The organism is Sulfitobacter sp. G21635-S1, assembly GCF_027213915.1.
In the GTDB taxonomy this organism is placed as follows: domain Bacteria; phylum Pseudomonadota; class Alphaproteobacteria; order Rhodobacterales; family Rhodobacteraceae; genus Sulfitobacter.
This window is the reverse complement of the sequence record NZ_JAPWGV010000042.1, coordinates 1-20,969: the sequence shown is the minus strand read 5'-3', so window position 1 is coordinate 20,969 and position 20,969 is coordinate 1. Positions and strand designations below refer to the sequence as shown.

Below are 20,969 nucleotides of genomic sequence, written 5' to 3'. Positions count from 1 at the left end.
CGCCATGGGAAGGGCGCGGATCGCCACAGGCGTCCTGTTGGTGACGCTGGTGACCGCCGCCATGGGCTATACCATCGCCTCGGCGGTGCTGACCTACCAGGATCTCGGGTTCGGGGCCGAGATCGACTTTGCCTATATCGCGCAGAACTATCTGGCGATCCGCGATCGCCGCCCCGAAGATGCCCAGCTCATCCACCTGATCGTCGGCAGCTTTGCCGCCGCTGGCATGATGCTGAGCCTCGCCCTGTCGGGGTCCGCCCTGACACGCTTTGGCCAGACCCATTGGCAGTCTGCGCGCGAGATGAAGTCCAATGGGTTTTTTGGCGCACCCGGTACCGGGTTCATCCTCGGCAAGCTGGGGCCGCCGGGCTCCCGCGCGAAGTACATCTGCTCGAAGGTCTTCCCCCATGCGCTGATCGTGGCCCCCACCGGTCGCGGCAAGACCACCGGCTTTGTCATTCCGAACCTGCTGGCCTGGCAAGGCTCCGCCGTGACGCTCGATGTAAAGGGAGAGTGTTTCGAGGCAACGGCCCGGCACCGCGCAGCCCAGGGCGACAAGGTCTATCGCTTTGCCCCCACCGATTGGGAGGGCAAGCGCACGCATCGTTACAACCCGCTCCTGCGCATCTTCGAACTGAAAGATCCCGCGCGCCAGCAGATGGAATTGCAGCTCCTGGCGACGCTCTTTTTGCAAAGCGACAACGACCGGGTGCAGGGCCTCCTCAAAGGCGGGATCGATCTCTTCGTGGCGGCAGGGCTCTTGGCCTTCCAGCGCAAGCGCCCCACCTTGGGCGAGATCTACCGCATCGCGGCCTCCGGTGGGAACAAGCAGAAGGAGTATTTCGCGCGGGGCCATGAGGTCGACAACAGGGCGGCCAAGCTGATCTTCACGCGGCTGGCGTCCACCAACAATGACACGCTGACCTCTTATGTCTCGCTCCTGATGACCTCGGGGCTCGACCAATGGCAGAACCCGGCCATCGATGAGGCGACGGCAGTCTCGGACTTTGATTTCCGGACGATCCGCAAAAAGCCCTTTTCGGTCTATCTGGTGGTCCAGCCGCTGATGGTAAAGCCACTCGCACCGCTGATCCGGCTCTTCTTCTCCGATCTTCTCTCGGCCATGCAGGAAAAAGACCCTGGGCCAGACGAGCCCTGGCCCGTAATGATCATGCTCGACGAGTTCAATCGCCTCGGTAAGATGCCCATTGTGGTCGAGAGCATCGAGACCCTGCGTACCTATCGCGGGCATTTGGCCGTGGTCACGCAAACCATCCCCGCCCTCGATGAAATCTATGGCGAGAACACTCGCCGCGCCCTGCAAGGCAACGCAGGCGTGAAGCTCTACCTGACGCCTTCGGATGAAAAAACCGTCGAAGAGCTGAGCAAGGCGGTCGGCAAGACCACGAAGACCGTCATCACGCGCTCTCAGTCCATCGGCAAGAACCCCTTCGAGGGCCGCAGCCAAACCACACGGACCGAAGAAAGCTCTCTCCTGCCCGAAGATGAGGCGCGCCGCTTACCACTCAATGAAATCGTCATGGTCATCGATGCCCAGATGCCGGTCCGTGCGAAGCGGATTCAGTACTTCGACGATCGGCTGTTCAAGGCGATCCACGCGGCACAAACGGGCGAGTTGCCATTTCCGAAGCCTGGGGGAGGTGGGTCGCAGGGCACGCTGCCGCTGAGTGTGCGCGCCATGCCGATGACTCCGCCTGCGAGCGGACCAGGTGGGTCTGACGCCGTAGTGGAAAACTCAGCTCAGGCTTCTGGGGGTCAACTGTCAGGACAAACTGACGGCGTTTCAAAGAAAACCGCGCCCGTCGTTCAAGCTGTGATCGCCGAGGAACAGCGCCAGATGGAGATGGATTTTGGCAGCAACGTCGTGGATTCCGAAGCTGCGAGCGTCGTTGATGAGGCGCAGATGCGCTCCGCCGTCGATGGCTTGGACGACATGGAAGCGATGCTGCGAGAGGACGGTGGTGAAAAGCTAGTTGCTCGATAGCGTGGTGGGCATCGCCTGTCGGCGGTTTCCAGTCATTCGCCGCAGCCGCGACCCGTCTTGGCTTTATCTGATCACACCGCTGGATGGTGAAGTCACCTTTTGATTGAAACTCCCAAGATGATGTCTTCGCCAACCATATTTATCTGGGGATCCTGACGATACCTCTACTTTTCCAAAGTAAGTTCCAGCAAAGTGTTACTAACATAATTTGATAGCTCGGCCGCGCGGCGCTCCCGGCAATGCAGTGGTAGTAATGATTTTATTAAGCTTTTGTAGCAAAGCCCACGAGCCGAATTTAGCAGCACGATGAACGAGGGCGTCTACGGCATAAGCACACAACGTGATGGGCTGGCCGGGCTTAGTTGAAATAAGTGGTCTGAACCGGATTTCATCCAATGTGGTAATTACTGCGTCGCCCCCCCCCCAATGGCACTACTCCTTGAGAAATAAGACGCACATGAAGCTAATTGGCAGGCAAAGGGGGGCGGATAAAGACTTGGACTGTTTCCACGGCATTCGGCCGAGCCATCCGGGCAACCGCCAGCTGTATGACTAGCGCGGTCGCCCGGATGCTGGTGCTCGTCTACACGCTGATTATACCAAGTGGCAACATTTTGCGCTGCCCTTTTGCCCACTTGTACTCTGCCGATGACATAATGACGAGATATTCGGCCAGCTGCCCCTCTCTGTTTCCCTGCTGGTTGGGGAAGAGGGGTCCTCAAAGATATACTGTTTAATTCTGCATGAAATTGCGCCAGCTTTTCGGAGCGTCGTTACCCAGAGATATCAGTAATTCTGACTATTCTTCGTGAGGTTGTCATGTTCTAGATGGTCGAGTGCCAAATGAAAAAATGTGTCAATCCGACACGAAAATGAACAATGCAAGTCAATTCATCTTGGGCGCTAGCTGGTTTTGTGAGCGGCGGCGCTTGCGCAACGCATTAAAATGGCACCGCGCAACCCAAAACCAGCTGACCGATGCGCAAAGGGAAAACATCGCCCAGATGAGCTGGGCGGCCATTTCAGCCTGAGCAGGCGCGTACCTGTGACATTGCGGAACCAACGCCCCGCTCGCAGGTCCGCAGGCGCCCATTCCAACGGGTCAGAAACACCTGTTGATCAAAGATATTTGGTTGGAATCGATGTGGTAAACTTAAGCTCTTCCATCGAGATCATCGAATTGATCTGGCTGAATTCCAGCCGCTCGATCATCTTCTTGTAGACAAGGTCATAGGCACTCATGTCCGGCACAACGACCTTCAGAATGTAATCTACCGTACCTGTCAACCGATAGGCTTCGACCACTTCGGGGATTTCATCGATAAGATCACAAAAACGCTGCAACCAGCCTATCTCGTGGCGCGGGGTCGTGACGCCGATAAAGATCGTCATCGGCACATTGGCGCGCACCTGATCGACAAGCGCCACGCGCTTTTTAATCAGCCCCGCTTCCTCCATCCGCTTGATGCGCCGCCAGCAAGGGGTCGGCGACAGCCCGACCGCGTCAGAGATCGCACTGATCACCGTGTCGCTGTCGCGCTGCAGAATATCCAGAATCTGCTGGTCGATGTCGTCAAAGGTAATCGTGTCGATCGACTTGACGCCCGTCTTGCGCAGCTTTTCCGTCATGCGGGCACGAACTCGACGATGACACCCGACGCGTGCTGGGGGGCAACTGCCAGACCGGCCTGCGTCGTGATTGGCGTGATATCGGCATCCTTCAGACATTGGCGCGCGGCGTTCATGTCAGACACTTTGATCCGCAAAGCCGTAAAGGCGCCCTTGGGGGTCAGGGACAGATCAACATCGGGATAAAGCGCCTGCATTTCCTCCCGTTGCAGCAGAACCAGCGGCGCAGAATTCGCACCTGTGCTCACCGCCACGCCACCGCCGGACGCACGGGTCGCGCCGTCGGCCCAGAGCCGCGCAAACCGCTTGCCATCTGCATCGGGATCTTCGGACAGCGCAAGGATCGCATCAAGGCCGCAGGCCGTGTTGGCGTGGGTCAGCAACTCGGGCAACCAGACGGTTTCGGGGGTCTTGTGCTGGCACATAAAGACCGAACCGAAGGGCACTTCTGCGGGGTCAAAGACCACTGTTGAAAAGGCTGCAACGGCAGAGCCGCCGTCGGGCAGCGGTACGGGGCGTTCGAAACTGCCCAGGCCGTGTGTCCCGATGCCAAGCTCCGCCAGCTGGGATGCCGCGGCTTCGGCAGTGCCGATACGACAGGCAATCGCATGCAAGCCCTGCCCCTGATCCTCCAGCGCCTTGCCCCGCGCCGCATTCAGCGGTGTCGCACGCAACAGGCCCAACAGTTCGAAATAATCGTCAGGAAACATGATGGTATAATTGGCAGAGCCCTTGGCCTCGGAGTGCAGGCCGCGCGGTGACAGGGTAAAGCCAAGCGCCGCGTATTGTTTGGCGGCCTTGTCCAGATCCTGAACCAGAGCAAAACAGTGATCTATACCTTTGACCGGGTGGGACATTTCAGTTTCCTTTCAGATATTGAGCTGGGGCAAGCTTACTTGCGCACCGGAGCCAGAAGAATTTCGTGCACGGCGACCGAAGGGTTCATGTTCGCCACGTAAAGCGCGGTCTGCGCCATATCCTCGGGCTGAATCATGTCCGCCAGGGTCGAGACATCAAATCCGGGCCTTTTGGGCAGCAATGGCGTCGCAACCTCGGCAGGGCACAGCGCCGTCGACCGGATACCGTTCGCCCCCTCTTCCGCATTCAGGCTCGCGGAAATGTCGGACAGCGCATGTTTCGAAGCGCCATAGGCCACGCCACCGTTGGGAGAATGGAACCGGCCCGCCCAACTTGAAGTGTGGATCATGATGCCATCACGTTGCGCGCGCATGACAGGAAGACAGGCGGCTATCACATTCAGCGCACCGGTCACGTTGATATTCAGAAGGTTGTCCCAGCTTTCCCAATCCAGATCCGCCCAGCGACGGCGTGGAATGTTAAGACCTGCGTTGTTGCACAAGATATGCAGACCATCTCCCCAAGCGGCAATTCGCTGTGCAGCCTCTGCCATGCCTTGACGGTCGGTCACATCACCCGCGACCACCAGGGCCATTTTCCTATCGGGGAACGCAGCGGCAATATCTTCGAGCGCTTGCGCTCCCCGCCCCGTCAGAGCAACACGAAAGCCTGCCCTGGCAAAGCCGAGCGCAACAGCAGCGCCTATGCCGGATCCTGCGCCGGTAACCCAAACTGTCTTCTGCATATTGAAGCCTCAGAGTTTCTCTATGGTAAAAATTTAACCTAGGTTAGGTCAATAAACTAGTAATTTTTTCTCTTTTATGAAAACAATATAGGAAACATATTGACTACATCAACGTCTTGCGCAGTGATGAACCAGCGAAAGCAATATCGCGATTCCACGAAGGGGTCCGACAGAAAGGGAGCTTTAAACATGAAGAAACAACTGATCGGTCTTGGCATCGCGTGCTTGACCGCAAGTACCGCACTGACGGCCGGTGTCGCTTCGGCACAAGAGGTCAAGAAGGGTGGCACGGCCATCATTCACATGATCTCCGAACAACGGATCCTGAACCCCGCATTGCGTGCGTCTACAGGCGTCTACAACATCAGCGGCAAAATCGTCGAACCGCTGATCGACAAAAGTTATGACGGCTACGTGCCCGTTCTGGCGACCGAATGGTCCGGTTCGGATGACGGCCTGACCATCACTGTCAAATTACGCGAAAACGTGCGCTGGCATGACGGCGAGGACTTCACCTGTGATGACGTGTCCTTTACCGCCATCGAGATGTGGAAAAAGCTGCTGAATTATTCCTCGGCCCTGCAGGCAAACCTGGAATCCGTCGATTGCCCCGATCCGCACACCGCCGTGTTCAACTATTCCAAGCCGATGCCACTTGATCTGTTCGTGGCCGCCATGCCCGACCTTGGACACCCGATGCCCAAACACCTGTACGAGGGCACCGACATTCCGAACAACCCCTACAACACCGCGCCCGTGGGCACTGGTCCGTTCAAGTTTGTCGAATACGAACGCGGTCAGTATGTGATGGCGGAAAAGAATGAAGACTACTGGCGCGAGGGCTATCCCTACCTCGACCGGATCGTCTGGCGCTTTATCAAGGATAAATCGGCTGCCGCTGCCGCTCTGGAAGCAGGCGAAGTACACGAATCCGGCTTTATCGGAGTGTCGATGGCCGATGTGGTCCGTCTTTCGGAAGACGACCGGTTTGATGTCGGCACCCAAGGCTACGAAAACAACGTCGCCCACTCGACCGTCGAATTCAACCACCGCAATCCGATCCTTGCGGACCTGAAAGTGCGTCAGGCCATCTATCACGGGCTGGACATTGATTACGCCATCGACACGATCATGCGCGGCTTTGCCGCCCCCGGACGCGGACCCGTCCCGCAAGCCGGTGGCGCCAACTATACCGACGACGTGAAAACCTATGCTTATGATGTCGAGCTGGCGAAAAAGATGCTGGACGAGGCAGGCTATCCCGTCAAAGACGACGGCTTCCGCTTCAAGCTGCGTCACCGTCCCGCACCTTGGGGGGAATACACCCAGCTTTGGGGCGAATACTTTGCCCAGGCGATGAAAGAGATCAACATCGACGTTGAAATCCTGACCAACGACGCGCCCGGCTTCCTGAACGGCGTGTACCGCGACCACGATTTCGACACGGCGAACGGCTGGCACCAGTTCCGGTCCGACCCTGCGGTGTCGACAACTGTCTGGCTGCGCTCAGGCCAGCCCGAAGGAACGCCATGGACCAACCAGTTCGGCTGGAAAAGCGAAGAGATGGACCAGATGATCGACGACGCGGCCTCCGAGCTTGATCCGGCGAAACGCGCTGAAATGTATCACGCAATCCAGCGCAAAGAGATGGAAGAAATCCCCGTGATCTTCGCGATCGAGCATCCCTTCATCTCGGTCACCTCGAAGAAGCTGAAGAACCACCACAACACACCACGCTGGAACTCCTCCAGCTGGTACGACCTTTGGCTCGACGAATGATCTGACTTTCGGGCAGGCCCCTTTCGGCCTGCCCGCCCAAAGACCGCAGCCCTCCCACTCACCTGCGCGCACCAGAAAAGAAATCTCCGATGAAACCCACCATACCCCCGATGCTGATTTACGCCCTGAGGCGTCTTCTGCAGGCCATGCCGGTCATTATCCTGATTATGATCGGCACTTTCCTGCTACTCAAACTGACTCCTGGCGACACTGTTGATGCGCTGGTCGGTGACATGGGCGGTGCGGATGCGGATTTTATCGCACGAATGCGAGCTGAATATGGGCTGGACCAACCGGTCTGGGTGCAGCTGTGGCGCTATATGGTCAAGCTGGCAACATTTGATATGGGACAGTCGTTCGTCTACGAACAACCCGTGGCGACCGTCCTGATGGACCGGCTTGGCACCACGTTGCTGCTGATGGCGACATCGCTCAGCCTTGCCTTTTCGATCGGGATCACGCTGGGCGCCTTTGCCGCGCGGCGGGCCTATTCGCTGACTGACAACCTGATTTCCACGCTGGGTCTGGTTTTCTATGCCACCCCCAGCTTCTTTCTGTCGCTGATGATGATGCTGCTGTTCTCGGTCAAGCTGGGCTGGCTGCCGGTCGGCGGGATCAAAACCATTGCCGGGTTTTACACCGGCTGGGATCACGTCGTGGATGTGGCCCGGCATCTGATCATGCCGACAGCGGCCCTGTCATTGATCTATTTGTCGTTCTATCTGCGGCTGATGCGGTCGTCGGTGATACAGGTCGCGGACCAGGATTTCGTGCGCACCGCACGCGCCAAGGGCGCTGGCGAAACGCGGCTGATGATACATCACATCATGCGCAACGCGCTGCTGCCTGCCGTCACCCTGTTCGGCCTGCAATTCTCGACCCTGCTGGGCGGATCGGTGGTGGTGGAAACCATCTTTACCCTGCCGGGGCTGGGGCAACTGGCCTATCAGTCGGTGATCCAACGCGACATGAACACGCTGATGGGCATCATCTTTTTGTGTTCGATCATCGTGATCCTCGTCAATTTTCTAACCGACCTGCTTTACGCACGTCTCGACAGCCGGATTGAACTCTCATGACTGTACTTGATACCGATCTGCGACCGGCAGAACCGCCCCGCTATGTCGTCTTCTGGCAGCGTTACCGCCGCAACCGCGCGGCACTTCTCGGGCTGGGCCTGTTCGCCATCGTTGTGCTGATGGCGCTGACCGCAGGGTTGGTTGATTCCGGCGACCCGCTGCGCCGTGCTGGTCTGCCGCTGCTCGCGCCCTTCGTGGACGCCGCAAATCCTCTGGGCACCGACCAGTTGGGCCGCAGTATCCTGTCGCAGCTGTTTTATGGTGCTCGGATTTCGCTGCTGGTCGGCGTTGTCGCCACGCTGGTGTCGATCATCATCGGCATCGTGATCGGCGCACTGGCCGGCTATTTCGGCGGCTGGGTCGATGACCTGCTGATGCGCATTACCGAAGCCTTCCAGACCATCCCGAACTTTGTGCTGTTGCTGACCCTTGTGGCCATCCTCGGCTCCAAGATCGAATGGATCACACTGGCCATCGGCATCGTCAGCTGGACCGCCCCTGCGCGCATGGTGCGGGCCGAGTTCATGTCCCTGCGCAACCGCGAATTCGTCGATGCCGCGCGCAATCTGGGAGTGTCGAACACCTCGCTGATCTTCCGTGAAATCCTGCCCAACGCCCTGCCGCCGATTATCGTCTACGCATCGGTCATCATGGCGCTGTCGATCCTGCTGGAAAGCGCATTGGCCTTCCTTGGTCTGGGCGATCCGAACTATGCCAGCTGGGGCAACATGATCGGCCAGGGCCGCGCCGTACTGCGCACAGCTTGGTACTGCTCAGCCATTCCGGGTATCGCGATCGTCTTGACGGTCCTGTCCTTCTCACTCTTGGGCGAAGGCCTGAACGACGCAATGAACCCGAGGCAGAAACAATGACCGCTGATACAGCCCCTATCCTCACGGTCCGTGACCTGCGCATCGCCTTGCCCGAGGGCGCCGACCGGCCCTTTGCCCTTCAAGGTCTGGATCTGACCGTCCACCCCGGCGAAATCGTCTGTATGGTCGGGGAATCCGGCTCGGGCAAATCGCTGTCGGCGGGTGCCATCATGCGCCTTCTGCCCGAGCCCCACGTGCATGTCGCGGGCGGCAAGATCCTCTTCGAAGGCGAAGACCTGCTGGCCAAGACCGAAGCCGAAATGCGCAAGGTGCGTGGCAACCGGATCTCGATGATCTTTCAGGAACCGATGACTGCGCTGAACCCGCAGAAAACCGTGGGCTGGCAGATTGACGAGGTTCTGAAGCTGCACATGGGCGCCAAGCGCAAGGAACGGCAGGCCCACGCGCTGGAGATGCTCAAACGTGTGCACATCCCGGATCCGGAATCCGCTTATAACGCCTATCCCCACCAAATCTCCGGCGGCCAGCGGCAACGCGTGATGATCGCGATGGCCCTGTCGCTGTCGCCCAAGCTGGTGATCGCGGACGAGCCCACAACCGCATTGGACGTGACCACACAGTTGCAGATCCTCAAGTTGATCCGCGACCTGCAAAAAGAAGACGGCGCAGGCGTGTTGTTCATCACCCACGATTTCGGTGTCGTGGCGGAAATCGCCGATCATGTGATTGTGCTGCGTCAGGGGGAAGTGGTCGAACAAGGCCCCGCCGAGCAGGTGCTGAACGATCCGAAACACCCCTATACACAGGCGCTGATCGCATCGGTTCCCGATCTATTGCCGCCCCCGCCCAAACCGGTCACCACGCTTCCCGTTGTCCTGAAAGGCACCGGGTTGCGCAAAACCTTTGCCGCGCGCGGCGGGTTGCTGACGGGCAAGCGCAAGGCGGTTGTCGCGGTCAGGGACCTCAGCTTCGAGCTGCATCAGGGGGAAACGCTGGGCGTTGTGGGTGAATCCGGTTCGGGCAAGACCACCGTATCGCGTCTGGTCACCCGTCTGCTGGACGCGGATGCCGGTGCGGTCGAGGTTGACGGCACCGATTTGCTGGCCTGCACCCCGCGCGAATTGCGCGGCATGCGCAAGCATATCCAGATGGTGTTTCAAGATCCGATGGCCTCGCTCAACCCGCGCAAACGGGTGGTGGACATCATCGCCCAGGGCCCCATCGTGCATGGCGAAGACCCTGACAAGGCGCGCGCACGTGCCCGCGATCTGCTGGAACTGGTCGAATTGTCACCCGCCGCCGCCAACCGCTTCCCGCACGAGTTTTCGGGCGGCCAGCGGCAACGCATCGGCATTGCCCGTGCGCTTGCGATGGAACCCAAGGTCATCGTCGCCGATGAGCCGGTGTCGGCACTGGATGTCAGCGTACAGGCGCAAGTGCTGAAGCTGCTGGCCGACCTGCGGGACCGCATGAACCTGTCGCTGTTGTTCGTCACCCACGACCTGCGCGTCGCGGCACAGCTGTGCGACCGCATCATCGTGATGCAAAAGGGCGAAGTGGTCGAGGCCGGCTTTACCGCCGAAGTCTTTGCCAACCCGCAACATCCCTACACCCAGAACCTGCTTGCATCGATCCCGGGGCGGACATGGACGCCCCCGTATCGCAAGACAGACGCCGCTTGAGGAAACCAAATGGCTATTCAGTTCGACACCATCCGCACGGCCATTATTGGTGAGGGCACGACGATCCCCGGCCCCTTCGGACCGCGCGCGTTGATCTATGCCGATTACGTCGCCTCGGGGCGCTCTATCGGATTTATCGAGGATGCGATCCGCAAACATGTGCTGCCGTTCTATGGCAACACGCACACCGAAACGTCCTTTACCGGTCGGCGGTCGACGCAACTGCGTGAACTGGCGCGAGAGACAGTGCGCAAATCCGTGGGTGCGGATGCCAACCACGCCGTGATCTTTGCAGGCTCGGGCGCCACGGGGGCGGCGGACAAGCTGGTCAGGGCGCTGACCCTGCAGGGGCTGGACAACAGATCGGTGGTCTTTGTCGGCCCTTACGAGCATCATTCGAACGACCTGATCTGGCGCGAAAGCGGGGCGCAGATCGTGCGCATTCCGCTGAGCGACGCGGGCAGCATCTGCCTGAGCACACTGGAAAGCGCGTTGAAACAACACGCTGATGCACCTTTGAAGATCGCAGCCTTTTCGGCAGCCTCGAACGTCACCGGTGTGCGCACCGATCTGCGGGCGATTGCCCGTCTGGTGCATGCGCAGGGTGGCTGGTGCGTGGCCGATTTCGCCGCCGCAGCGCCCTATATCCCGGTGCGTTTGAGTGCATCAGAGAACGGTGCAGATGATCGCATTGATGCGGCATTCCTGTCACCGCACAAATTTCCGGGCGGTCCCGGTGCCTCGGGCATCCTGATTGCCGACCGCCGTATGCTGGACAGCCTGCGCCCCACCATCACCGGCGGCGGCACCGTGTCCTATGTCACCGCACTGCGCCATAACTACGTCTCGGACCCCGAGCGTCGCGAAGAAGCGGGCACGCCCTCTATCGTCGAGAACATACGGGCAGGTATGGTTCTGCAGCTGAAGGCGGACATGGACGAAGACGAGGTCGAACGCCGCGAGCAGGCCATGACCAACCGACTGGAAGCCGCCCTGCGCGCGATTCCGGGGGTCGAAATCCTCGGGCCGCAGAACGTGCCGCGCATCGGGGTGTTTTCCTTCAATATCCGCGTCGCGGGCAAACTGCTGCACCACAACTATGTTGTGGCCCTGCTGAACGACCTGTTCGGCATTCAGGCGCGCGGTGGTTGTTCCTGTGCCGGCCCTTACGGCCACGCGCTGCTGGGCATTGATGACGCAACCGCCGAGTGCCACGAACGCGCCGTGGAACTGGGCCACTCGGCTTTCCGGCCCGGCTGGGCGCGGCTGGGGGTCAACTGGTTCTTCGACCACACAGACACCGACCGCATCGCGGCCGCACTTGCCCTGATCTCGGAACGTGGGCTGGACCTGCTGCCCTACTACAGACTGGATTTGACCGCAGGCGTCTGGCGCGCACAGCGCAAGATTGAAGACAAAGCCGTAGGCTCCCTGTCGGACCTGTGGAATGCACAAGACCGCCCGCAGGACACCGCCCCCACCTTTGAGGGGTGTCTGAACTATGCCCGCGATCTTGCGGATGCGGCTGCCGACCTTCCCGGTGCGCCACCTCTGGAAATGTTGCCCGAAGAAGAAACCCTGCGCTGGTTCTGGATGCCTCACGACATTGCACCGTCCACGCAACCCAATCAGGAGCCAGCCCTGTGATCGACGTGGTTTTCCCGCCTTCGCTGTGGGCTGACACAGCGCCGCCGCGCGCCGCTGCCCCATCGCTGGAAGACACGGTCGAGACAGACGTGGCCGTAATCGGCGGCGGCTTCACCGGCCTTTCAGCAGCCATCGAAGTGGCCCGAAACGGCGGATCGGTCACCGTGTTGGAAGGCAAGGCCGTCGGTTGGGGCGCTTCGGGGCGCAACAACGGGCAAGTCATCCCGATCCTCACCTCTGCCGAGCCTGCTGTCTGGATCAAACGATATGGCGCCGCAGGCGAACGGATGGTTCAGCTGATCGGCAACTCGGCCAGCATCCTGTTCGATCTGGTCCGCGAATTCGACATGAAGGCCGAAGCCGAACAGACAGGCTGGTTCCAGCCCGCCCACAGCCCGGGCCGCGTGAAACTGTGCCAGACACGGGTCGACACATGGCAACGTCACGGCTTTCCGGCCGAGTTCAAAACCGCCGAAGAGACACGCGAAATCCTGGGCAGCGATTTCTGGTACGGCGGGATGCTGAACCCGACCGGCGGGCACATCAACCCGCTCGCGCTGGCCCGTGCCATGGCCAAAACGGCGGAAGAACTGAACGCCAAAATCTATGAAAACTCGGCTGTCACCAGCTATGAACGCGTCGGTGCGCAGTGGATCATTCGCACCGCCACAGGCATTGTAAAGGCGCGTGCTTTGATCCTGGCAACCAATGCCTATACCGGAGAGCTGGTGCCATCGCTGGCGCCGCAACTGGCGAAATCCATCATCCCGGTGCTCAGCTGGCAGATGGCCACGCAACCGTTAGGTGACAACCTGCGCCGAACCTTCCTGCCCGGTCGGCAGGCTGTGTCCGACACCCGTGGCGATCTGCGGTTTTTCCGTTACGACGCCCGCAACCGCTTGATCACAGGCGGCGCGGTCATGGGCAGCCATGACGTGGTCAATCGCGTCCGCGCCAAGGCTGCACGCAGTCTGGGCGAAGCCTTCCCCGAACTGGGCACGCCTGAAATGACCCACGTGTGGTCCGGCTACATCGGCATGAACTGGGACCGCTTCCCGCGCATTCACCGGCTTGGCACAGATGGCTGGGCCTGGATCGGCTGCAACGGGCGCGGCGTGGCCTTTGGCACGGCAATGGGCCGCGAGCTGGCCCGCGCCGCCACCGGTACGAGTGAAAACGAACTCGCCCTGCCTGTGACCGAACCGCGCCCCTTTCCCATTCACAGCATCGCCCGCCGCGTTGCACCCACCTATCTCGCATGGTTGAAACGCAAAGACCTGAGCGAGCCCAAACAATAAGGAGTCACCCGACGATGACCGATACCAACACCTCTGACGGTCTGGACGTGAACAGCGTTCCGATCCTGCTGCGCCGCAAGATCGAGGCAATGATCCTCAAGCATGTGCTGGAGGTGATCACCGACCGCACCGACCGCGCCGAGGCCGAAGCCGTCATCGGCGAGACCTGCTCGCGCTCGGCCATCGAGCAGGGCAAGCAATTGGCGGATGCCCTGGGCCACACACCCGACCTGACCGATTTCGCCGCGATCCAGCCGAACTGGACGCGCGAAGATGCGCTGCGGATTGATACGCTGAACGCCACCGAAGAGGCGCTGGACTTTAACGTCACGCGCTGCCGCTACTCTGAAATGTACAAGGAAATGGGGCTGGGCGATATTGGCCACCTGCTGTCGTGCAACCGCGACGGCGATTTCTGCATCGGCTACAACCCCGACATGGAACTGACCCGCACCCAGACCATCATGAAAGGCGCAAGCCATTGTGATTTCCGTTACCGCATGAAGAACAAGGACGCCTGAGCCATGGCCGTTGAAAACTGGGTCGCCAAACATGTCGAATCCCTGACCGCATTCCGCCGCGATCTGCATCAGAACCCGGAACTGCTGTATGATGTGACCCGCACGGCGGCCACCGTCGCCGATGCGCTCCGCACCGCTGGCGTCGACGAAGTGGTCGAGGGGATCGGACGCACTGGCGTCGTTGGCGTTATCCATGGTCAGACAAACACATCTGGCCGGACAATCGGCCTGCGGGCGGATATGGACGCTTTGCCGATCGTCGAGGCCACAGGCAAACCCTGGGCGTCGAAGGTAGACGGCAAAATGCACGCCTGCGGCCACGACGGCCACACCACCATGCTGCTGGGTGCAGCCCGCCAGCTCGCGGAAAGCCGTGCCTTTGACGGCACCGTCATCGTCATTTTCCAACCTGCCGAGGAAGGCGGTGCGGGCGCCAAGGCAATGATCGACGATGGCCTGTTCACACGCTGGCCCTGCAACGAAGTCTATGGGATGCACAATCGCCCCAACATGCCTGTTGGTGAATTCACCATTGCGTCCGGGCCGATCATGGGCTCGGTCGACGAGGTGCGCATCACCATCGAAGGCCGCGGGGGCCATGCCGCCCGCCCTGACGAAACCATCGACACCTTCCCGATTGCAGCAGCCTTGATCCAGGCGATCCAGACCATCACCTCGCGGACCATCGACCCGATGGACAATGCGGTGGTGTCGCTGTGCACGATCCACGCAGGCAATGCGTTCAACGTGATCCCGCAAAAGATCGAGATCACCGGCACCGTGCGCACTTTGCGCGAAGAGGTCCGTTCGCACATCGAAGCCCAGCTGACAGCACTGGTGCCCCAGATCGCAGCAGGCTATGGCGCGACGGGCACGCTGGACTACATCCGCATGTACCCCGTCACCGTGAACCACGAACGCGAAACCGAACTGGCCGCCAATGCCGCGAAAGAGGTTGCAGGCATGGCGAATGTCTCGCTCGACATGCCGCCGGTTCTGGGCGGCGAGGATTTCTCGTTCATGCTGAACGAAGTGCCGGGCGCTATGATCAACATAGGCAACGGCCCATCCGCAGGGCTGCACCATCCTGAATATGACTTTAACGATGATGTCATTGCGTGGGGCTGCTCTTACTGGACCACACTCGTGCGTCAGCGTCTGCCCATCAATTCTGGGGCGTCGGCATAACGACGTGACCATCTTCGACATCGTGCGCGACATCAATGGGCTGGATATCGATGCCCGTCTTGCCGCCCGCCAGAACCAGTCGCGGCCCTTGGTCAATAGCCTCCATGACTGGCTGAAGGAAGAGCGCGAAAACTGTCACGGCACAACAAGGTGGCCAAGGCGATCAACTACATGTTTGAGGAAGATGGCTGCAGGCAGGCCTTCACGGCATTCCTGAATGACGGGCGTATCTGCCTGACGAATAATGCGGCCGAACGCGTTCTGCGCGGCGTGGCTCTGGGTCGGAAGTCATGGCTCTTCGCGGGTTCCGAGCGCCGCGGCGAGCGGGCCGCTGCCGTGTATACCCTGATCGTAACGGCCAAAATGAACGACATCGACCCACAGGTTTGGCTCGCCGATGTCCTCGCCCGATTGCCCGACATGTCCGTCTCGCGCATCCATGAGATTTTGCCCTGGAACTGGAAAGCCCTGTCCCTCGCCGAGGCAGCGTGACCATGCAGCTGAACAAAGTGTATTCCGTCAAGACTATCGACCGCGTCGCAGCCGAACTGGGCGAAACCGTCGATTGGATCTTCGATCTCGCCATCGATATGGAAACCGAACATGGCGTGATCTGGGTCTACGGCCCCGGCGACGACAGTGTCATTGCCTTCACTCCGTTCGGGATCGAAAACCTGCAAGAGCTCATCGAAATGGACCGTGACCTCGCTGTGGCCTACGCCAGATGCTTACGATAGATTGGGCGTTCGGGGTCCAAAAGCCACTCGGCTCAGACTGACAGTTCAGGCTGCGCACCGATGTTTAGACTGCCGCTGACTTAGGCCGTTCCGGAGAAGCCGCGCAGCGGCATTGATGACCGGTTAGGGCTGTCACCGTCGCCCAAGCCGTCCCAGTCTCGCCAGCTGCGCTAGCATTTTTGATCCTGTGTCTGCGGACCTTGTGCCGCCTGTGGAACCCGTCTGCCCCATGCCTTGCCTGGCGGGCATCTGCTGTATCCTGAACAACTGCCGAGCCCTGAGGGCTGCATATTCCGCACCACTAGCCCCTCCGATCAAGTAGCGATTGTAGGCCTGCTGGCTTCCCATAGCTGCGCGAGCGAAATTGTATCCGCCGCCGAGACCTCCGGAGAGGGCGGGCATCATGATGTTGCCGGAGATCGCGCGGACGATGAAGGGCGTGGCGATAATGAAGCCCTTGGCCATGAGCACCATCATGAAGAAGGGGATGAGCGCGCCGATGTTTGAGGCCCCTTCGGGATCGCCTAGTTCACCGATCAGCGCGGAGGAAACGCCTGTGATCGTTGCGAACACGCCTGCGACGACGATGGGGTATAGTGCAAACGAAATCAGCGCGGACAGCCAGCGCGCGAAATAATCCTTGGTGACCTCGAAGAGGGTCAGGAAAATCATCACCGGGGCGATCCCGATCAAAAGCGCTATCATCAGTCGGGAGGCCACGAGGATGAAGGCGGCCAGTCCGCCGAGGATCGAGAGCAGAAGCACCCCGACGATGTCGAGCATGGCACCTGCCATCCAGTTCAGCTCGGACCCGGCAGCGTTCAGATAGTCGCCCAGCTCCACGATCAGCCGGTCGAATTCTTCGGCGAAAGTTCCAGAGGGTCCCGGACTGCCGCCGCCGACCGAGGCCACCAGCGCGCCCGCGATACTGTCGATCCCATAGAGAATGGCAGATGAGAACGTGTTGAACTGCATCCAGTTGGTTGCGAATATCCCGATGAGCCCGATCTTGACCGCGAGCCAGAAGGCTGTGTGACCATCCATGGCCCGATATTGATAGATCATGTTGATTCCGACGAGGATCACCACCAGCGTTGTCCCCAAAACCAGGAGCGTGCCGACCGTTGCCGCAACCGCACCAAACTGGGTCTCAGCGGCGGTGTCGAGGTAGGCTTGCGAGGTTTCAACGAAATAGGTGACGACACTCATCGCGGCGCTGCCTTACCAATTGCCCGCGGCGTCGCAGATGGCCTTCGCTGCAGGGCGGGCGGCATTGGCGCGACGGTTGTAGGCGTCCGAGGCTTCGAGCATTTCCCATCGTTCGTCGCTCGCGTATCTTTCCCGAAACACGGCCTCTGCTGCGTCCCAGGACGGGAACCGGGTCGCGCAGTCGCAGTTGCCGATCTCAACGACCCGCTCGAGATTCTGGGCGCGATAAATGTCCTGAACCAGAACCCGCTGATAGGCTTGGCGCAGGGGGATCTCCTGCATCCAGACGGGCTCGGCTGGCCGGTCCGGGCAGACGGTGAACCTGCTCTCGAGGGTCGGCACTAGGTTGCGCTCGGCGAAAGTGGGGGCGGCCGTCAGTTCTAGGACCAGCGCCGCCAGCACAAGGGTACAGCGCGCTTGCCTCATGCCGTGGCTCCGGTGGCTATGGTTTCACGCTTCAGGAAGACCGTGTGTCCCACATTGGCGAATTCCGAGGAGCTGATCGACACCACCTCCCAGCCTTCCGCACCTTTGGCATTCAGGCTGGCTTGCATGTCGGCAAGGCTGGTTTTGCGGGTCATGGGAAAGGACAGGATATCGTATTCAAATGTCTTCATGTGGAAGTTCCAATCTCAGTTGCGCCGGGCAGGTAGAATTCCGTGATGCCGCGACGGCCGTCATGGCGACCGGCCTGGATGATCACATCGATGGAATTTTCGATATACTGGATCATGTCGGCATAGGTCATCGGGATCTCGGTTTTAAGCGCGGCGATCGCCAGGCGCTGCACGGCCAATTGCGGGGTTTCGGCATGCAGCGTGGTCATGGACCCGCCATGGCCGGTGTTGATGGCTTCCAGAAAAGTCATGGCCTCCTTGCCGCGCACCTCGCCGAGGATGATCCGGTCGGGGCGCATGCGCAGCGTGGCGGTGAGAAGCACATCGGCGGTCTGGAATTCCGCGTCGCGATTGGCGATGAGGGTCACGGCATTTGGCTGGGTCGGCAGAAGCTCGGCGGCCTCTTCGATGGTGACGATGCGTTCCTCGGCGGGTACATGAGAGAGGATCTTGCGCGCGCCGACGGTCTTGCCGGTGGAGGTGCCACCCGAGACGATCATGTTGAGCTTGTTCTCGACGCAGAAGGCCAGCGCATCATCGATCAAACCCGCGGCCACCACCGCGCGCAAGGCGCGTTTCTTCTCGAGGCGCAGGTCTTCGAGCTTGCGCTCTTTGCCATAGAGAAAATCGAGCGCAATGCCCTCGAGTGGTAGGCTTGAGAAGAACCGCAGGCTGATCGACATGGCCGAGAGCACCACAGGCGGGGTGATAACCTGTGCGCGGATCGGGCGCCCCTTGTAGGTGATCGAGACCGAGACGATCGGGCGGTCCTTGCTCATCGTGGTATTTGCCGAGGAGGCGATTTGGTTGCCGAGGTCTTTCACTTCAGTTGCGGTTAGACGCTGGTCCAGTTGCCGCATGAAGTGATCGCCCTGGAACTCTCCCCAGCAGGTGCCGTCAGGGTTGATGCAGATCTCGATGACATCGTCGCGGGCAGCGGCTTCGATCCGGTCGAGGGAGGTTTCGAGATAGCTCAGCGACATGGGCTCAGAATATCTCCAGATCGCGGTCGACCATGACCGTGACGCGGGCGCCCTGGTCGACATAGATGACGGGGCCGATTGAGAGATAGTCGCCGATGACGCTGTCCGTCGCATCTGCCAGATCATCGCCCACGTCTTCGAGAACGTCGGCGGCAGTCTCATCCTGGACCTCGGAGGCGGCGGCACTTGGCGCGGCCGAAATCAGCGAGATCAGGGCGGCCGACCCGAAACGCTCGGCAAAGCGCGTGTCCACGAAACCCGTGACGCCGGAACGGCCCAGTTCATCGCCCCCGAAGGAGCTGATCTGGACGGTCTGGTTGTCGGGCAGGATAATCCGGTCCCAGGCGATCGTGACGCGGCGCTGCGCGATATCGACGCCGGCGCGGTAGCGCCCGATGAGACGGGATCCGCGCGGGATTAGGAGGCGCGCGCCATCGACGCTGTAAACATCCTCGGACACCACGGCACGGGTCTGGCCGGGAAGGGAGCTGTCGAGGGCGGTTTCCATGACGGCCTGGATCATGGTGCCCTGGATGATGGTGTTGGAGGGATTGGCGATCACCTCGGCCTGCGTCACGGTAGAGGGCAGCGCCCCGTTCAGCACGAAATCCGTCACCTCGCCGAAAGTGCGTTCGGTCAGAGCCGTTTCATTCGCTCCGGAGGCACCGCCAAAAGCGATGGTGGGTGAGGCGATACGCCGCTCCTGGAAGGCGCGTTGCTCCGCGGCGCGGCGCTCCAGCTCGGCCATGCGCCGGGCTTCTTCCTCGCGGCGCAGTCGTTCTTCTTCCCGTGTGCGCAGGTCATCTTCCGTGGGGCCCGTTTGGCTGGGTTGCGGTCGGCTGGCCTCGAGTTGGGCCAGTTCCAGATCCACGCGGAGTTGCTCAAGGCTGCGATCCCGCGCCGTCAGTTCGTCCTGGAAACGTTGCTGTGCGGCTTCCGAGGCGGCTTGCAGCGCCGCGATCTGAGCGGTCAGCGCGTCGATCGCCTCTGCGTCGGCGGTGTCTTCCTCGACGACCGGTTCAGGGGCGTTGCGCAACTCCTCGATCTGGGCCTGCAGGGCGGTGATCTGCGCCAGAAGCTCCGCGTTGGGCTCGACTGGATCCGGCGCAACGAACACGACCTCGGGCTCGGGCGGGGGCAAGGTCTCGATGGTGCCAAAGCCGTCCCCCTCGTTTTGGAAGACGTCCGGGGTGGCCGTCGGCAAGGCTTCCTCTTCGTCGGGCTGTGAGAGGAGATAAAGCAGGGCACCACCGGCGCCGATGACGAGGACCACAATCAGCGCAAGAATGGGCGACCGGCGCTGCGCGGCCGTGGGGGCGCGGGCACTGCCTTTCTCAAGGGCGGCGAGGCGTTTTTCCAGCTCGGTGTTCTCGGTATCGCTCATGAGGCGGCCTCCGCGGGCGCGATCGCCTCGATGCAGACCACCTCTTCGCCAAGTCGCAGGACCCATTGGCGGTTCACGCCGCTGACGCGGATCACGCCGTCCTCAGGGGTTTGCGTGTTGACCGTGCGCTCACGGCCGCCCGCGTAGCGGAAGATTGCTGGCACAGGGGCGTTTCTTGGAAAGGCGAAATACGTGAACGTCCCGTCATCCCAGATGCGGGTTGGCGTGAACTCGGTCCGCGCGCTGGCACCGTAATTGTAGTTCGGCGCTTGGGCCGCGATGGCCCGGGTCGGGCGCGCAGCGTCGTCAGGGTAGCGGAACTGCACCACGTAGAAGGTCGGGCTGCGGACCTCCTCGACGTTGAAATAGTAGCTTCGCCTGTTCGTGTAGACGGTCACATTGGTATGGACACCGCGCGCGATGGGCTTGATCGCGAAGGCCTGCCCGCCCGGGACGCCATCGATCTCGAAACCTTCCGTGTCGCCTGCGATGATCGAGCGGATGCTCTCGCCTTCCCCGAACTCGACCGTGGTCACATGGGTGAGCGACACGCTGAGCCGGTAGACCTGACCTTCTTGATATGTTGCCAGCCGCACCCGATTGTCATTGGGCCCGCCACGCGGGATGGCTTCGGCGAAAGCAAGGCCGGGCAACAGGGCAATCAGCAATATGAAAAGTCGAACAGGGAACAAATTCAATTCTCCAATCTGTCGGAGCGGATGGAATATTCGAGGACGGTGAAGCCGAATGGATTGGTCCAGACCTCATCGATGGA

Annotated in this window: 20 protein-coding genes and 2 pseudogenes; 12 read left to right on the top strand and 10 right to left on the bottom strand. The window is 60.6% G+C overall.

Annotation, left to right across the window (positions count from 1 at the left end; genetic code table 11):
- The first annotated feature begins 4 nt into the window (after positions 1-4).
- Entirely contained in the window at positions 5-2,005 is a 2,001-nt protein-coding gene (locus O4H53_RS25680; protein WP_269367754.1) for a type IV secretory system conjugative DNA transfer family protein, read from the top strand.
- Positions 2,006-2,877: 872 nt separating this feature from the next.
- Positions 2,878-3,036: a hypothetical protein gene (locus O4H53_RS25675; protein WP_269367749.1), complete on the top strand. Its 159-nt coding sequence runs from the start codon at positions 2,878-2,880 to the stop codon at positions 3,034-3,036.
- Between the two features lie 88 nt (positions 3,037-3,124).
- On the opposite strand, the gene O4H53_RS25670 is transcribed toward O4H53_RS25675, so the two are convergent.
- From O4H53_RS25670 to O4H53_RS25660, 3 genes are read right to left on the bottom strand one after another with little or no spacing between them, the layout of a single operon-like run.
- Positions 3,125-3,634 carry an Lrp/AsnC family transcriptional regulator gene (locus O4H53_RS25670; RefSeq protein WP_051539365.1) on the bottom strand — a complete coding sequence of 170 codons (510 nt, stop codon included), beginning with the start codon at positions 3,632-3,634 and terminating at the stop codon, positions 3,125-3,127.
- Positions 3,631-4,491 (bottom strand): VOC family protein, encoded by an 861-nt coding sequence (locus O4H53_RS25665; RefSeq protein WP_269367748.1) that lies wholly within the window; start codon positions 4,489-4,491, stop codon positions 3,631-3,633. The genes O4H53_RS25670 and O4H53_RS25665 overlap by 4 nt, the downstream gene beginning before the upstream one ends.
- Positions 4,492-4,526: 35 nt before the next feature.
- The gene (locus O4H53_RS25660) at positions 4,527-5,237 is read right to left on the bottom strand and encodes an SDR family oxidoreductase (protein ID WP_269367747.1); all 711 of its coding nucleotides are present in this window, start codon (positions 5,235-5,237) and stop codon (positions 4,527-4,529) included.
- A 189-nt stretch (positions 5,238-5,426) separates the two neighbouring features.
- On the opposite strand from O4H53_RS25660, the gene O4H53_RS25655 reads away from it, so the two are divergent.
- The 10 genes and pseudogenes from O4H53_RS25655 (at position 5,427) to O4H53_RS25610 (ending at position 16,001) form a co-directional block, all read left to right on the top strand.
- A complete protein-coding gene (locus tag O4H53_RS25655) occupies positions 5,427-7,016 on the top strand; it encodes an ABC transporter substrate-binding protein (protein WP_269367746.1) in 1,590 nt (529 codons plus the stop codon).
- A gap of 89 nt (positions 7,017-7,105) precedes the next feature.
- Positions 7,106-8,095: an ABC transporter permease gene (locus O4H53_RS25650; RefSeq protein WP_269367745.1), complete on the top strand. Its 990-nt coding sequence runs from the start codon at positions 7,106-7,108 to the stop codon at positions 8,093-8,095.
- Entirely contained in the window at positions 8,092-8,967 is an 876-nt protein-coding gene (locus O4H53_RS25645) for an ABC transporter permease (RefSeq protein ID WP_269367744.1), read from the top strand. Before O4H53_RS25650 ends, O4H53_RS25645 begins: the two co-directional genes overlap by 4 nt.
- Positions 8,964-10,610, top strand: coding sequence for an ABC transporter ATP-binding protein (locus O4H53_RS25640; protein WP_269367743.1), 1,647 nt, complete (start codon positions 8,964-8,966; stop codon positions 10,608-10,610). Before O4H53_RS25645 ends, O4H53_RS25640 begins: the two co-directional genes overlap by 4 nt.
- A 9-nt stretch (positions 10,611-10,619) precedes the next feature.
- On the top strand, positions 10,620-12,257 hold the full coding sequence (locus O4H53_RS25635) for an aminotransferase class V-fold PLP-dependent enzyme (protein ID WP_269367742.1): 1,638 nt from the start codon (positions 10,620-10,622) through the stop codon (positions 12,255-12,257).
- Complete coding sequence (locus O4H53_RS25630; RefSeq protein WP_269367741.1) at positions 12,254-13,555, top strand: NAD(P)/FAD-dependent oxidoreductase; 1,302 nt, start codon at positions 12,254-12,256, stop codon at positions 13,553-13,555. The genes O4H53_RS25635 and O4H53_RS25630 overlap by 4 nt, the downstream gene beginning before the upstream one ends.
- Positions 13,556-13,569: 14 nt before the next feature.
- Complete coding sequence (locus tag O4H53_RS25625; protein ID WP_197021920.1) at positions 13,570-14,076, top strand: L-2-amino-thiazoline-4-carboxylic acid hydrolase; 507 nt, start codon at positions 13,570-13,572, stop codon at positions 14,074-14,076.
- A gap of 3 nt (positions 14,077-14,079) precedes the next feature.
- Positions 14,080-15,264 (top strand): M20 aminoacylase family protein, encoded by a 1,185-nt coding sequence (locus O4H53_RS25620; protein ID WP_269367740.1) that lies wholly within the window; start codon positions 14,080-14,082, stop codon positions 15,262-15,264.
- Positions 15,265-15,274: 10 nt separating this feature from the next.
- Positions 15,275-15,756: pseudogene (locus O4H53_RS25615) on the top strand (IS66 family transposase); the annotation flags it as partial.
- A gap of 2 nt (positions 15,757-15,758) precedes the next feature.
- Complete coding sequence (locus tag O4H53_RS25610; RefSeq protein ID WP_269367739.1) at positions 15,759-16,001, top strand: hypothetical protein; 243 nt, start codon at positions 15,759-15,761, stop codon at positions 15,999-16,001.
- A 132-nt stretch (positions 16,002-16,133) separates the two neighbouring features.
- Here O4H53_RS25610 and O4H53_RS25605 read toward each other — a convergent pair whose 3' ends face one another.
- The 7 genes and pseudogenes from O4H53_RS25605 to O4H53_RS25575 form a co-directional block, all read right to left on the bottom strand.
- Positions 16,134-17,210, bottom strand: coding sequence for a type IV secretion system protein (locus tag O4H53_RS25605; protein ID WP_269367738.1), 1,077 nt, complete (start codon positions 17,208-17,210; stop codon positions 16,134-16,136).
- Between the two features lie 12 nt (positions 17,211-17,222).
- Positions 17,223-17,636, bottom strand: coding sequence for a hypothetical protein (locus O4H53_RS25600; RefSeq protein WP_269367737.1), 414 nt, complete (start codon positions 17,634-17,636; stop codon positions 17,223-17,225).
- Positions 17,633-17,827 carry a DUF4177 domain-containing protein gene (locus O4H53_RS25595; protein ID WP_269367736.1) on the bottom strand — a complete coding sequence of 65 codons (195 nt, stop codon included), beginning with the start codon at positions 17,825-17,827 and terminating at the stop codon, positions 17,633-17,635. The genes O4H53_RS25600 and O4H53_RS25595 overlap by 4 nt, the downstream gene beginning before the upstream one ends.
- Complete coding sequence (locus tag O4H53_RS25590) at positions 17,824-18,810, bottom strand: ATPase, T2SS/T4P/T4SS family (protein WP_269367735.1); 987 nt, start codon at positions 18,808-18,810, stop codon at positions 17,824-17,826. The genes O4H53_RS25595 and O4H53_RS25590 overlap by 4 nt, the downstream gene beginning before the upstream one ends.
- 4 nt (positions 18,811-18,814) lie before the next feature.
- Positions 18,815-20,194: a TrbI/VirB10 family protein gene (locus O4H53_RS25585; RefSeq protein ID WP_269367734.1), complete on the bottom strand. Its 1,380-nt coding sequence runs from the start codon at positions 20,192-20,194 to the stop codon at positions 18,815-18,817.
- The gene (locus O4H53_RS25580; protein ID WP_269367733.1) at positions 20,191-20,886 is read right to left on the bottom strand and encodes a TrbG/VirB9 family P-type conjugative transfer protein; all 696 of its coding nucleotides are present in this window, start codon (positions 20,884-20,886) and stop codon (positions 20,191-20,193) included. Before O4H53_RS25580 ends, O4H53_RS25585 begins: the two co-directional genes overlap by 4 nt.
- Positions 20,887-20,888: 2 nt before the next feature.
- A pseudogene (locus O4H53_RS25575) lies at positions 20,889-20,969 on the bottom strand (virB8 family protein); the annotation flags it as partial.

Bases quoted from the DNA above. Each gene is read 5' to 3' on its own strand.
- O4H53_RS25680 (WP_269367754.1), top strand. From the start codon at position 5: ATGGGAAGGGCGCGGATCGCCACAGGCGTCCTGTTGGTGACGCTGGTG.
- O4H53_RS25675 (WP_269367749.1), top strand. From the start codon at position 2,878: ATGAACAATGCAAGTCAATTCATCTTGGGCGCTAGCTGGTTTTGTGAG.
- O4H53_RS25670 (WP_051539365.1), bottom strand. From the start codon at position 3,634: ATGACGGAAAAGCTGCGCAAGACGGGCGTCAAGTCGATCGACACGATT.
- O4H53_RS25665 (WP_269367748.1), bottom strand. From the start codon at position 4,491: ATGTCCCACCCGGTCAAAGGTATAGATCACTGTTTTGCTCTGGTTCAG.
- O4H53_RS25660 (WP_269367747.1), bottom strand. From the start codon at position 5,237: ATGCAGAAGACAGTTTGGGTTACCGGCGCAGGATCCGGCATAGGCGCT.
- O4H53_RS25655 (WP_269367746.1), top strand. From the start codon at position 5,427: ATGAAGAAACAACTGATCGGTCTTGGCATCGCGTGCTTGACCGCAAGT.
- O4H53_RS25650 (WP_269367745.1), top strand. From the start codon at position 7,106: ATGAAACCCACCATACCCCCGATGCTGATTTACGCCCTGAGGCGTCTT.
- O4H53_RS25645 (WP_269367744.1), top strand. From the start codon at position 8,092: ATGACTGTACTTGATACCGATCTGCGACCGGCAGAACCGCCCCGCTAT.
- O4H53_RS25640 (WP_269367743.1), top strand. From the start codon at position 8,964: ATGACCGCTGATACAGCCCCTATCCTCACGGTCCGTGACCTGCGCATC.
- O4H53_RS25635 (WP_269367742.1), top strand. From the start codon at position 10,620: ATGGCTATTCAGTTCGACACCATCCGCACGGCCATTATTGGTGAGGGC.
- O4H53_RS25625 (WP_197021920.1), top strand. From the start codon at position 13,570: ATGACCGATACCAACACCTCTGACGGTCTGGACGTGAACAGCGTTCCG.
- O4H53_RS25620 (WP_269367740.1), top strand. From the start codon at position 14,080: ATGGCCGTTGAAAACTGGGTCGCCAAACATGTCGAATCCCTGACCGCA.
- O4H53_RS25610 (WP_269367739.1), top strand. From the start codon at position 15,759: ATGCAGCTGAACAAAGTGTATTCCGTCAAGACTATCGACCGCGTCGCA.
- O4H53_RS25605 (WP_269367738.1), bottom strand. From the start codon at position 17,210: ATGAGTGTCGTCACCTATTTCGTTGAAACCTCGCAAGCCTACCTCGAC.
- O4H53_RS25600 (WP_269367737.1), bottom strand. From the start codon at position 17,636: ATGAGGCAAGCGCGCTGTACCCTTGTGCTGGCGGCGCTGGTCCTAGAA.
- O4H53_RS25595 (WP_269367736.1), bottom strand. From the start codon at position 17,827: ATGAAGACATTTGAATACGATATCCTGTCCTTTCCCATGACCCGCAAA.
- O4H53_RS25590 (WP_269367735.1), bottom strand. From the start codon at position 18,810: ATGTCGCTGAGCTATCTCGAAACCTCCCTCGACCGGATCGAAGCCGCT.
- O4H53_RS25585 (WP_269367734.1), bottom strand. From the start codon at position 20,194: ATGAGCGATACCGAGAACACCGAGCTGGAAAAACGCCTCGCCGCCCTT.